This is a genomic window from Shewanella sp. UCD-KL21 (genome assembly GCF_001957135.1).
Taxonomy (GTDB): Bacteria; Pseudomonadota; Gammaproteobacteria; order Enterobacterales; family Shewanellaceae; genus Shewanella.
Genome location: NZ_MPHK01000007.1, coordinates 12,074 through 25,315 on the forward strand (window position 1 = coordinate 12,074; position 13,242 = coordinate 25,315).

Below are 13,242 nucleotides of genomic sequence, written 5' to 3' on the forward strand. Positions count from 1 at the left end.
TTATCACCTATTCCTTTCATTGTGATTTTAGTAAACATGTTTACCGGCAAAACCTTTAAAGCATGTCATAAAGACAATTTTCACATCTAACCAAATAGACCAGTTTCTTATATATGCCAAGTCGAACTCGATTCTTTTTTCCATTTTATCAAGGGTATCGGTTTCACCACGCCAGCCATTTATCTGTGCCCAGCCAGTAATACCAGGTAATACTTTATGACGAAGCATGTAATATGAGACTAAGTGTCGATATTCTTCATTGTGGGCAATCGCATGTGGTCTTGGGCCAACCACTGACATATCTCCCATTAGCACATTAAAAAATTGTGGTAATTCATCCAACGAGCTTTTACGTAAAAAACCGCCGATACTGGTTATTCGAGCATCTCCCTTCTTAGCTTGAATAACGACATTACTATTTTCAGTCACCGTCATTGAGCGAAATTTCCACACTTTAATTTTTCGTCCATCGAGTCCATATCTATCTTGCTTAAAAATAATAGGCCCCTGGGAATTTAATTTAACCGCGAGAGCAATAACGAATAAAAGTGGACTTAATACAACCAAAGCAGCAAAACTAAAAACAAGGTCAAAGCTACGCTTATAAAAGCGCATCATCCCGTTTACGGGTGACTCAAACACACTTAAGGTATCAACCTCGCCAACACTGCCTATGCGCGCATGCATTAAGTTTTTCAATAAAAAGTCAGGGGTAATGAGTACATCAACCGTGCTATCTCCAAGGGCTAAAATGATATCTGCAGTTCGCTGCTCAGCAATCATAGGTAAACATACATATAACTTTTGGATTTCCCCTCTACGCGCAACATCAACAGCATCATTTATGGTGCCTTTTAGGCAAGATAAGTCTAAGTTTTCGATCCGATGAGGATCACGATCATCGTAAAAACCAACACACTCAAAACCTAACTCATCATGTTTTTGTATTTGTTCATATAAACGCTGGCCCGCCTCAGTTAAACCAACAATGGCAATTTTTTGTACGCTATAGCCTTTTTTACGGCGAAGTCGCTTAATCTCACGAACACACAATCGCCAAGTCACTAACGATAAGAGAGTTAATACATACCAGCCACCCACCGTTACTCGTGAGTAAACTTCACTATATTTAAATACAAACAACAATAGGGTCATAAGCACAAAGGCAAATGTTACATTCAAACAAACGATCCTACACATGGTAGAAAATCGCCCAGAACGCCATGAGCGATAAAGCCCTAAGGACTCACCAATATAGCTATAAAAAAACAGCACCCCAATCAGCACTAACAAGTAGTCCTTATTGAAAGTAATATTATAGCTATGCATCATGATCATTAATGCGGCGGCAATAATGGCAATATCAAAGATACGCAATAAAAAACTAGAGCGGGTACCGACAAATTGAAGTGTTGATGGACTGTCCATTTAGTTCACCTCATTAACTATTGAAGTATTTAGATTGATGCTTAATAACTGCTGTAACGTCTTTTCAACCAAACTCTTTGCGTTTAATTCGGAGTCACTTTCGGCATAACATCTAAATTCAGGGGCATTTCCAGATGGGCGCAAATGGATAATGGAACCATTAGTTAAACTTAAGCGTAGACCATCTTGAGCATTAACTGCTGATAATTGGTCGCTAGAAAAGTTTAATTGCGCGAGTAACTCTTGTGGTTGCTGCAAACCATACTCAATAATTTCTTTACTGCGCTCGATGCTAAAATTAGTTAAGCGATCGCTGTAAGTAAAACGTTGAGGTAGTTCAGTCAATAAGGTTGATACGCTATTGGATTTTGCCGTAAGGTCATTAAAAGCACTGTGCAAAACCATTAAAACGGGCAGTACTGCATCGCGGGTGGGTAATGCAGCCAAAGTATGGCCATTAACGGTAATGGTTGAGCCCAGTAAGAAGCCACCATTTGCTTCAAATCCAGCAATTCGACTGCATTGGATCTCTAAGGCTGAAAACGCGGCTATCACATGAGGGGAACCTATTTTAGTTCTTACTACCACATCAAAATAGTGACTTGCCTCTATAGCAGTATTGCAGCTAACAGGTACAGCTAAGCCATCGATATTTAACGCTTTAGCTGATAGTAACCCAAGAATGTCGCCACGCAACCAGTTACCTTGCTCATCAGCAAGCAATGGCCTGTCGCCATCACCATCAGTAGAAAATAACCCATCAAGCTGATATTCACGAGTCCACTCAATCGCCTTTTGACAATCAGCTTCACTAACGGCTTCAGTATCAATAGGAACAAAGGTATCACTGCGACCAATGCTAATGACTTCAGCGCCGAGTTTTTCAAAAATAAGTGGATATAAGTCGCGCCCAGCGCTTGAGTGCTGATAAATGCCAATGCGCTTACCGGTTAACCAGGCAGTATCAAATAAATTCACATAGCGCTCAATGTAATGACTTGCTGCACTATCATCGATAATAAGCGGCGGTAATTGCTCTATGGCACGATAATTAAAGTCACCATTAATAATTGCTATTTCATCAGCTTTCGTAATTTCACCGTCAGGTCGATAAAACTTCAATCCATTGCGATCAAATGGAATATGGCTGCCAGTAACCATGATACAAGGAAGCCCTTTACTCATCGCCAAGCTGGCTAACGCTGGGGTTGGAACCACCCCATAGTATATGACGTTAATATTAAATTGCTGCAGTGCTGCGGCACATGCTTGCGCCATAGCAAAACTGCTAGGGCGATTATCGATAGCAATAGCCATAGTGTGCACACTAAAAGAGTCTTGCATAGTGTTTAAAAAAGACACCGTAAAAGCTGCGCAGACATCAACAGTGAAATCACATACCAAACCTCTAGCGCCACTGGTTCCAAAACCGATATGACTTGAAGCTATCACTTGTTTTGAATTAAGCATCTGATACGCCTTTTGTTGCTACTCGGCCATATCTGTCTTCAAAGCGAACAATATCGTCCTCGCTGAGATAAGACCCCGATTGCACTTCGATTAATTCTAGAGGCACTTTTCCTGGATTTTCTAAGGCATGGATAACACCAACAGGGATATAAGTAGATTGATTCTCAGTTAATAGAATGTCTTGATCGCCATTGGTTACTTTCGCAGTACCCGATACCACTATCCAATGTTCTGCGCGGTGGTAGTGCATTTGTACTGATAACTTTGCCCCAGGCTTGACAGTAATTCGCTTGACTTGGAAACGCCCGCCATGATCGATGGAGTCATATTTCCCCCAAGGACGATAAACTTCGCGATGGTGTTGCCACTCGCTACGATCATGAGTTTTCAGTTGCTCGACAATATGTTTAACTTGTTGAACATCAGCTTGTTTTGAAACTAAAATCGCATCCTTAGTTTCAACAATAACCACATCATCTAAGCCGATAGTTGCCACCAGCTTTTCAGTTGCATTAACATAACTATTGTTGGTATCTATACCAATAACATCGCCTTTAAAGACGTTCCCATGGGGATCTTTATCTTCAATCTCCCATAATGCTGACCAGCTGCCGACATCGCTCCAACCACAATCCATAGGCACAACCACTGCATGCTTGGTCTTTTCCATTACGGCATAATCAATGGAGTCTTCGGGACTTGTAATAAAAGCCGCTTCATCGACACGAATAAAGTCTACATCGTGAGTCGTATTCACCATTGCGGCTTCACAAGCGGCAAAAATATCAGGGCTATATAATTTAAGTTCTTGTAAATAGACACTGGCTTTAAACAAAAACATGCCGCTATTCCAATAATAATGCCCAGTGGCAATGTAATCTTTAGCAGTGGCTAAATTCGGCTTCTCAACAAACTGAGAAACCTTAAAACCAAGCTCATCAGCGAGTGACTCCCCCCGTTGAATATAGCCGTAACCCGTTTCTGGTGCTGTCGGCACAATGCCAAACGTCACTAATTGGTTATGTTCTGCTAGGGCTACCGCTTTGGTGACAGCCTCACAAAATGCGGCCTCATTCTTAATGACATGATCTGCAGCTAGCACTAATAATAAAGGGTCTTGCCCATTGCGAACCGCATACATAGCTGCAAGTGCAATTGCGGGGGCGGTATTTCGCCCCTCGGGTTCTAATATAATTCCGCTGTTATCTATATTGCCTAAACGAAACTGCTCAGCAACAGAGAAACGATGCTCTTCATTACAAATAACTAAGGGCGCTGAATGAATAATCCCATCAAGTCGGTTCGCTGTGGTTTGCAGCATTGAATGATTATCTAACAAAGTAAGAAACTGCTTAGGAAATTGCTGGCGAGACAATGGCCACAAACGAGAGCCAGAACCACCGGCCATAATTACGGGTAAAATCATATTCAACCTCGATAAAAATTATTTTACAGTAACCAATAGGGAATTTAACGTTGAAAAAAGGAGCGATGAGCATTACCCATCAATTTAATGAGTATTAACTAATGTTTTTGCTGAATGTACTTTATGAATATCGGAAAAATTTTAACGCCATTAATAACATACCGACCAAATAACCGTCTTGGTGATTGCATTAATCTAAAAAACCATTCTAGTGACAGTTTTTGAAATATCACTGGCGCTCTTTTTTCCTCACCACTTAAAAATAAAAAGGAAGCGCCAACACACAAAGCCAGTCCTGAAGCACCTGCCTGTTTAAGTTTTTGACATAGAATTTCTTGTCTTGGAGAACCCACACAAAGAAAGATTAATTTCGCTGGATTGGCTAATACAAAATCAACACACTTAGCCACTTCAAAATCATCATCAATAAACCCCATCGGAGGATTATAATGATTAACTGAACGTAACTTATATTTAGCTTTTACAAAGGATATAGTTTCATCTGAACAACCAATAACTGTTATATCAAAATCTTTTTCAGGCAAGGTCTCAATGATTCGTTTGGTTAAATCACTACCAGGAATAACATCTCCGATATCAACCCTAGCCAGCTTAGATAAGAGATTTAAAATACGGCTATCATTGACAGTAATATCAGCTTTATCATAAATAGTTTTAAAGCTTGAATCAGAGTTATACCTGATAACATGGTCTACATTAGGCGTAACTAGCATTGAATATTCACCATTATAATTAACAATATGATGAACCAGATTATCGGCTGTAAAGTCATTAAAATTCACACCCAAAAAATTATTCTTTTTTGTAAAGTCCATTTTATTCACCTTATGAAAAAGTCAGTAACTTTAATTTTGTTAGAAAAAAGAAAGACTAACCCTACACAGGTTTTTCTTGCTGTAATCAGCATCAATGCAAGTGAGCTAAAGCAATGATTCTTTAACACGCCAAAAGAGCCTTTGAAGTATCGATATCTGAACTCTGCAATGGGATCGCGATGGCCAATTAAGTTTGAGTTGCTAAACCATATATTTTTAGATAACAACATTGCCCTAATGGCAAAATCGGTATCTTCACCACCATTATTTTCACTGCCGACACCGAAACTCTCATTAAAACATCTCAATTCAGCGACAATCTGACTTTTATAAATAGTAGTGTTTGAAGACGCATTTTGAACCAATTTATAAGCAGAATGCTTTTCAATACCACCAACGGCATCTATCGGGCTGGAACAAAACTTGGTATAAAAAAGATCGCAATCATTGGTACTTACTAACCCTTCAAAATTGAGCCAAAAACTCGTAGGGTACCAGCAATCATCATCAGGAAAGGAAATGTAATCATAATCACTAAGAACATCGAAAACTCTCTCGATAATAAAGTTCCTTGCTTTAGATAGTGAAATGATATCTTTAATGTAAAAGTGTTCGGCACAATAATTCTCATTATTAGCGGGTTGAATCATTTCAGTCTGAGTGTAGTTTTGAAATAGAACAGCATGAAAGAATGCGGTCTCACTACTTTGCGAGTGCAAGCTATTAACTAGGCGTTTAAAGTCTGAGTAGTTAGTTTCATTATATACGCAAGTAGTAATAAGTAACACTTTCATAAATCAATACCTAAATAATAGATGGGTGAATCAATAACAAAATCTAGAAAGCTACCATTATATATATATGCTGTATAAGTAAGCTTCAGGTTGAAATAGGTAAAGCCTAAGATCAAACAAGAAGCGAAAATACTTAAATTAGCATTTTTGTAAGATGAGAGCTTAGTGCTGAAATAATTAAAGATGATAAAATAGTTAAGCCACTTAAAAGAATCATAAAAGGTTAAAAATCTTAGAGGTAAAAACGAACTAATATGACAAAACATCAAGGCAATGAATAACACCACTAAAAACCGGTAAACATTCCTATATTTTGAGTCATAAAAAAATACAATCACCCCACTAAAAATAAAAATACTAAAATCAATCAGTTTAACTACTAAACCTCTTGATTTATCTTCAAGATCTTCATAGTGACCACTAAGGTTAAAGTATACAGCAACATAAAAAATAGATAACAACACCGTTGCCGTTAGTAATAGCTTGTATGATATGTAGTTTATATTGTACAAACAAAACAATAATATTAGTGCGGCCATTAAAACAGTTGAGTTATGTGTCAATACTGAAACAATAGCAAAAAACAAGCAAAACCATGGCTTTTTGATGTACATAAAATAAAAAGTCAGCACCAGAAACGAACTGGCCACCTGTTGCCTTATCAAATTATAAGCATTACCAAAATCATAAAAAACGAGCATTTGAAATAAAACTAAAGAACAACAAATTAAGACATTTATTTTTTCACGCTTACAAATTTCAATAATCACAAAGGTTGGTATGAGATAAATAACACAATGTACCCAAAGGATATAAGCAGGATAGTAACCATTGGTCGCTTTACTAGAGGCATAAACAAAAAAATGATACAAAGGCTCACTTGCTTTCAATGATACGCTGGCCAGATCATCTTCAAAAGCATTAAAAAAACCTAATTCATAATCTGAAAAATTCGTAAAATAAGTATAATACCATTCTAAGTCGTTACCCTTTACGAAAAACTCCCGATTAAAATTGATTAAAATAAAGAAAAACACAAGCGATATAGGTAGTAGCTTTACCAATTTATAGTTGTGAGTATAAACAATCAAAAAAGCACAACAAAGAAATGATAAAAACGGAGTAAACATAGAAAACAATATTAAAACAGCAAAAACAAATGAAAACTTAACATTTAGAATACTATTATTATCGCTATATGATAAGTAATTATTCACAAGTACTCCTTGTTAATTACTGTGCTTTATTTTATAAGCCAATCTTTTGATCAAAAAAGGTAATCCAGTTACCGTTTTTAGTGCATAAAAAAAGGACTTTCCATTAATAAAAATAGCATTAGCATCTTGTTCTATCGAATACAAAAATCTTTTGGTACCAATAAACCTTTTTTTAAAGGAGTTGAGCCTTGGCATCACTATATAGTAAAAACAAAGATATTTTTTCCGATATAATACAATCGCTTTTAACCTCTGATACTCCGCATCTTGTAAATCGAGACTGTTAAGTAACTTTTCTTCATATTCAAATCTAAGCTTAACCGTCTGATAAGAACACGGTGTATTTGAAATTCGATACTCATCATGATCCACATGGATAAATGTTGGCTGCTTGAAAAACAGCACACTTAGCTTGCTTAAATGTACTTTAAGGATCAGCACATGGTCTTGGTATTTTTTACAATTATCAAAACCACCGATTTGCATCAATGCTTTTTTTCTGCCCATAACCATAGGAGTGTAACAGTTACCATCTTCGAGTAATTCAATCGGAGTGGTTCCCTTGAAGTGACAGAAATCTAACTGATATTTTTTGCCATTAAACTTAGAGTACATATCACTGCAACAAATATCGTACTCGCTGTGTTCATTAAAAAATTGAAGTTTAGCTAAGGTTGCTTCAACAAGCAGCATATCGTCATCATCTAAAAAAGTGACGATTGAGGTTGTTGTTAATTCAACCCCTTTATTACGTGCTATACAAGCGCCTGAATTATCATTTAAAGCATAATATAATAAGCGGCCATTAAACTCAGGGGCTACATTATCTATTAGTGCTTTAGTTGAAACCTGGTTAGGTGTATCTAGTCCATTATCATCTATCACCACAATTGATATGTCTGGATGCTGACAAGAATGTATTGATTTCAAGATCTTTTCAGCTCTGCCATAAGTAGGGATCACCACGGTCAACTTGTTAACATCATTGTCTTTATCCAACATACTACCTACCTAACACGTAATGAGTCATCCAACTATTACTACTTAATAGTTTATCAATAACAATAGAGCCTGCGATGCCTGCTGTAAGCCCAACCATAAAAACTAAACTCGTATTTAATACATCAAAATAATTTAAAAAAATCCGGCTTGCTGCCGTAAAAAACACATGAAACAAGTAAATAGAAAAAGAATAAACCCCAATATAGGAAAGCCATTTCACCTTTATTTTCAATAAATACAGAGCAAAACAAAAGCTAAACCCAATGCCAATTCTTAGTGCTCTGTCATCAAAATCAAAGTATAACGACAACCCGTAAGACATCAATATCGCTAAACTAACAGTTAAGGTTTTTTGCACAGCAGTGGGGAACCTTGAGTTCATCATGCCAAATAAAAAGAATGGTAATAAGTAAAAAAAGCCATCTAAAGATAAATAGTTAACATCAACACCTAAAAGGTAAATAATGATAAAAATAACCAGAATAAAAACAGACGTTAGATAACTATTGAGCAGATTAAAAAACTCAAACAAAGTAACTAAACAAAAAACTAAAAATATCGCCTCTAAAAACCAATAATGGCCGACAGGAATAATATGCATAAGCCAAAAGTTAATATTATCTCGATTAGTCCCTGGTACATAAAACTGTAACACAGCAAACAAAGTTCCAACCGTTAGCATAGGGTATAGCAATCTTGCCGTTTTCTTTTTTAAAAAAGGGATAAAATTGCTTTTTAAGGGTCTCATTCCATATATGAGTCCTGATAAAAATGAGAAAAGCGGCATACGAATATAAATAAACACATCGTTAATATCACGTAATACGCCTGAGTCTATTCTCATTCCTTGCGTAGATGAAGATCCAATAACGTGGTAACTAACTAACAATATACATGCCAAGCCCCGCAAGGTGTCAATTTCAAGCTTTCGACTAGCCAACATAATTAAACCCTTATGTTAAAGCATCTTACTAAAAAAATTTACTATAACTCCATTTAAAAGATAAATATTGTTCATTAAAACAATGCTATCAACTAAAAATTATCATTTCACACTCATATAAAAACAAAATAGACAATGAACAATAAAATGAATATTTTTTATACTTACTACTCTTTGAAGAATCTACAGCGGGTTTAGACAAGATCCTATTTAAAATCAATCTTGGATTCTTAATATAATCCTTATATGACTGGGGGAAAAAAGGTAAATGACCTTTCGAAAACGCAAACAAGGTCGACAAAGCCAAAGGGGGATCTATTTTATCTCCTGCCAATTTAAAGACAGAGATAACTGAATGATTTTCAGTATTTATTTTTTCATTTATTATGTAGGATGACTCTTTCAAAGCCACCTCAACTCTAGAAGAAACAACCTCTTTTGAACGGTTAACAGTTAAGGTACCAACACCTCTGGTCACACAATAAAACACTTCATCCAACACACTAATTTTGTTTGCTTTACTCCCTGAAACTAAAGAAAACATCACATCATTAGATGCTAAAACCTCATCAAAGCGAACATTATTTTCAACTAAGAATTTGCGTCTAAACACCTTACTCCAGGGGACATAAAATTTATAGCGAATGTCTTCACATTCAGACCGTAAATAGTTATCAATCAATTTAGCATATCGAACATGTCTGTCTGACTTTTCTTTTTCAACCAAACAAAAACTGGTCGGTTTAAAGTAGCAAATGTCACAATCTTTTTTAAGACCAGAACAGATAATATCAAAAGCATTATCTACAAAATAATCATCGGAATCAGCAAATATTATAAATTCTCCTTTAGCATGCCTTATCCCAATATTTCTTGCAGCCCCAGCACCTTTATAACCTGAATCATTAGTCAGTACAGTCAAGTTTTCATAATGCTTAACCAAAAACTCATCTATATAGTCAGTCACTTTAGAATGACTATTATCATCAACAATGATAACTTCCACATAGCTTTTGAAAGGTATTGTTGATAACAATTTATTCAAACCGTTGATATTGTTATAATGAGGGATAATGACAGTATATTTATAACTCATTTGCTAAACCCTTTACCTATCTTTAATAGTGCTAAATAAACCATTAAGAATCCATTCACATAAAATGCATGCTGAACATGTAAAGTAAAACTGAGAAAATCAAATTCCATCACTGACTGACACCTAAGAATCAAAAATTAGTCGCTAATACAAAATTTGCAATTAAAACAATCACACTACTGATAACCCCGTAGGATATTGTACCAAATACACTTGATAGCCCAGAAGGGAAAATATGTTTACTCATTAGCAGGTAGCATTGAATAAAGTTAATTATAAAACTGATTACGATTAACCAACAAAGCGCTTCTAAACTACCTAAATATACCCCGATAACAATGGCACTTACGCTGGTGAGGGCATGGTAAAAGCCGCATTTCAATAATAAATCTGCTCTATCCGCAGCTTGGTAAAAGCCACCACTTGAACTGAGCACCACTTGAGTAGGAATAGTGATTGACAATATTTTAAGTAATATTGACACATCCCCCCATTTATCGCCGAGTAAAATAAACACGATTTCATCTGAGAATATACATATGAACAGTCCGACTAAAGCACCAAGTAATGACATGTATTTAGTAAACTTTATATGTAACCGCTCAAATTCAGGAGGATTTTCTCTCAGCTCCTTCATAACAGGTTGTATCGCGGGTGCCATTGCAAATGTAAGTATTAACAGTGGGTATCTCATTAACCTATAGGCTTTATCGTAAATCCCTAGGCTTGTCGCACCTAAATACTTACCCACTAAAATATTATCTAAATTTTTAGAGAAATAATTTAAAAAGTTAAACCCCGCCTGATCCTTTGAAAAAGCTAATATCTTTTTTACATGCCTTAATTCTCGGCCAAAGTGCGGAATACCTTCTTCTGTATTTTTTGCGGCAAGAAGTATCAAAATATAACGAAAAATTGAGACTACCAAAGGCTTTATCGCTAGCGCCCAAATAGGTTCAAAATAGTCTAAAGTGAGCAGTAAAAAGACAACGGAAATGATCTCTGCTATTGCTTCACATCGCGCTATGGTAATAAACTTTTTCTCTCGGTTTAGTGCAGACATCGGCACAATAACCGAGGTGTTAAACACAATACTAATACCAACCGGAATAACTAAATATTGATATATGTCATTACCATAAAACCAAGCAATAAGTGGAGAGATAATAAAGAAAATCACAGAAACCGCAGCACCCAAAACCCAAGTAAAACTGTAAATACCATCGCGCATCTGCGTTGATATTTTGGATTCATTAATTAAAGCAGGCCCAAAGCCCATCTCGCTTAATAGGGCAAAAAAAACAGCAAATACTTGAATAACAGCAAATATACCAAACGTTTCAGGTGTAAATATTCGCGCTAGTATCATCATTGATAGTAACTGCACTAAATACACTAAGTATCGACCAGTTACGCTATAGAGCATTGAGCTAGCTAATTTTTTCCCATTTGAAATTTCAGGCATTAATCACTTTTAGTCCTTTAACAGTACCGAGGTTAGTTGCTCTTTCGTTTCAAATACTCACAAAGTTCCAAAGCAACTAATAGTCATTGCCAAACAAATCTCGGGTATAGACTTTTTCTAATACATCATGTAAATCGGCCGTAATTCGATTAGATACAATCACATCCGCACTAGCTTTAAATGCTGCTAAATCTCTGTACACTGGCGAGTAAAAAAACGTATCTTGCTCCATAACAGGTTCATAAATAATCACTTCTATGCCTTTACTTTTAAGGCGCTTCATCACGCCTTGAATACTTGAGGCCCTGAAGTTATCTGATCCTGACTTCATGATTAATCGATATATACCCACGGTGTTAGGATTTCGCTTTAGAATGGAATTAGCAATAAAGTCTTTTCGAGTGGTATTAGAGTCAACAATTGCTGTTATCAGATTATTTGGCACATCAGCATAATTAGCTCGCAGTTGTTTAGTATCTTTTGGTAAACAATAGCCTCCGTACCCGAAAGAAGGATTATTGTAATGATTACCAATGCGAGGGTCTAAACCTACTCCATCTATTATCTGCTTGGTATCTAGGTCAAGGGATTCTGCATAAGTGTCTAACTCATTAAAATAAGCCACTCTTAAGGCTAAATACGTATTCGAAAATAGTTTGACCGCTTCAGCCTCTGTCGACTCGGTAAACAAGACTTTGATATCTTGCTTTAATGCTCCTTGCACCATTAACTCAGCAAACATTTCTGCGCGTTTACTCTTCTCTCCCACAATTATTCTTGAAGGGTATAGATTGTCGTACAGTGCTTTTCCCTCACGTAAAAATTCCGGTGAGAAAATAATGTTATCGCAGTTTAACTTCGCCTTTATCCGTTCGGTATATCCCACTGGCACAGTAGATTTTAAGATCATGACAGCGCTAGGGTTAATCGAAGTCACTTGTTCAATAACCATTTCTACAGAAGAAGTATTAAAATAATTGGTCTGAGGGTCATAATCCGTAGGAGTGGCTATAATCACAAAATCAGCATCTTGGTAAGCGCTGACTTGATCTAAGGTCGCTGTAAAATTTAGCGATTTATTTGCAAGAAAATCTTCAATTTCATTATCGGTAATTGGCGACACCTTGTCATTGAGGAGGTTAATTTTGGACTCAATAATGTCTACAGCAACAACCTCATTGTGTTGAGCAAGTAGCATAGCGTTCGATAAGCCAACATAACCTGTACCAGCAATTGCTATTTTCATTTAGATTAACACCCTTGTTTAACATTAAAGTAAATGTTTTTGTGGGAAATCCCGTGGGAAGGTTCAAGAGAAAAAATTACGGTTTTACATACACCTAGATGGTTTTAGCCACGCTACCGCACTGAATTTTAGCTTCCAGATTGCTATAAAAGTTATGAATAATTTAGCTAATAATTTACAAATTTGATTGGCTGTTAGGCCGCTTCAACTTTCAAATACATCCAGAAAAAATTAGCAACAAACAAAGTATAGACACTCTCATGAATCTCGGTACAAAGTATGAAAATCAAAATTGATCTTCATTAAAGTCTACGCCATC

Annotated in this window: 11 protein-coding genes; all 11 read right to left on the reverse strand. The window is 36.2% G+C overall.

All coding sequences use genetic code 11. From position 1 onward, the window contains the following. Positions 1 to 27: 27 nt before the first annotated feature. A complete protein-coding gene (locus BM739_RS08080; protein ID WP_076539468.1) occupies positions 28 to 1,428 on the reverse strand; it encodes an undecaprenyl-phosphate glucose phosphotransferase in 1,401 nt (466 codons plus the stop codon). Further along, positions 1,429 to 2,898 carry a phosphomannomutase gene (locus BM739_RS08085; protein ID WP_076539470.1) on the reverse strand — a complete coding sequence of 490 codons (1,470 nt, stop codon included), beginning with the start codon at positions 2,896 to 2,898 and terminating at the stop codon, positions 1,429 to 1,431. After that, positions 2,891 to 4,324 carry a mannose-1-phosphate guanylyltransferase/mannose-6-phosphate isomerase gene (locus tag BM739_RS08090; RefSeq protein ID WP_076539472.1) on the reverse strand — a complete coding sequence of 478 codons (1,434 nt, stop codon included), beginning with the start codon at positions 4,322 to 4,324 and terminating at the stop codon, positions 2,891 to 2,893. The genes BM739_RS08085 and BM739_RS08090 overlap by 8 nt, the downstream gene beginning before the upstream one ends. A 98-nt stretch (positions 4,325 to 4,422) precedes the next feature. Then, a complete protein-coding gene (locus BM739_RS08095) occupies positions 4,423 to 5,160 on the reverse strand; it encodes a WecB/TagA/CpsF family glycosyltransferase (RefSeq protein ID WP_076539474.1) in 738 nt (245 codons plus the stop codon). Positions 5,161 to 5,165: 5 nt separating this feature from the next. After that, entirely contained in the window at positions 5,166 to 5,954 is a 789-nt protein-coding gene (locus tag BM739_RS08100) for a glycosyltransferase family A protein (RefSeq protein WP_076539476.1), read from the reverse strand. Continuing rightward, complete coding sequence (locus tag BM739_RS08105) at positions 5,951 to 7,171, reverse strand: EpsG family protein (protein ID WP_076539479.1); 1,221 nt, start codon at positions 7,169 to 7,171, stop codon at positions 5,951 to 5,953. Before BM739_RS08105 ends, BM739_RS08100 begins: the two co-directional genes overlap by 4 nt. A gap of 12 nt (positions 7,172 to 7,183) precedes the next feature. After that, complete coding sequence (locus tag BM739_RS08110; RefSeq protein WP_076539481.1) at positions 7,184 to 8,173, reverse strand: glycosyltransferase family 2 protein; 990 nt, start codon at positions 8,171 to 8,173, stop codon at positions 7,184 to 7,186. A 1-nt stretch (position 8,174) separates the two neighbouring features. After that, positions 8,175 to 9,116: an acyltransferase gene (locus BM739_RS08115; protein ID WP_076539483.1), complete on the reverse strand. Its 942-nt coding sequence runs from the start codon at positions 9,114 to 9,116 to the stop codon at positions 8,175 to 8,177. A gap of 88 nt (positions 9,117 to 9,204) precedes the next feature. Then, positions 9,205 to 10,212, reverse strand: a complete 1,008-nt coding sequence (locus BM739_RS08120; protein ID WP_076539485.1) for a glycosyltransferase family A protein — start codon at positions 10,210 to 10,212, stop codon at positions 9,205 to 9,207. Positions 10,213 to 10,342: 130 nt separating this feature from the next. After that, positions 10,343 to 11,677 (reverse strand): lipopolysaccharide biosynthesis protein, encoded by a 1,335-nt coding sequence (locus tag BM739_RS08125; protein WP_083698099.1) that lies wholly within the window; start codon positions 11,675 to 11,677, stop codon positions 10,343 to 10,345. 76 nt (positions 11,678 to 11,753) lie between these two features. After that, entirely contained in the window at positions 11,754 to 12,923 is a 1,170-nt protein-coding gene (locus tag BM739_RS08130; RefSeq protein ID WP_076539487.1) for a nucleotide sugar dehydrogenase, read from the reverse strand. Positions 12,924 to 13,242 lie beyond the last annotated feature (319 nt).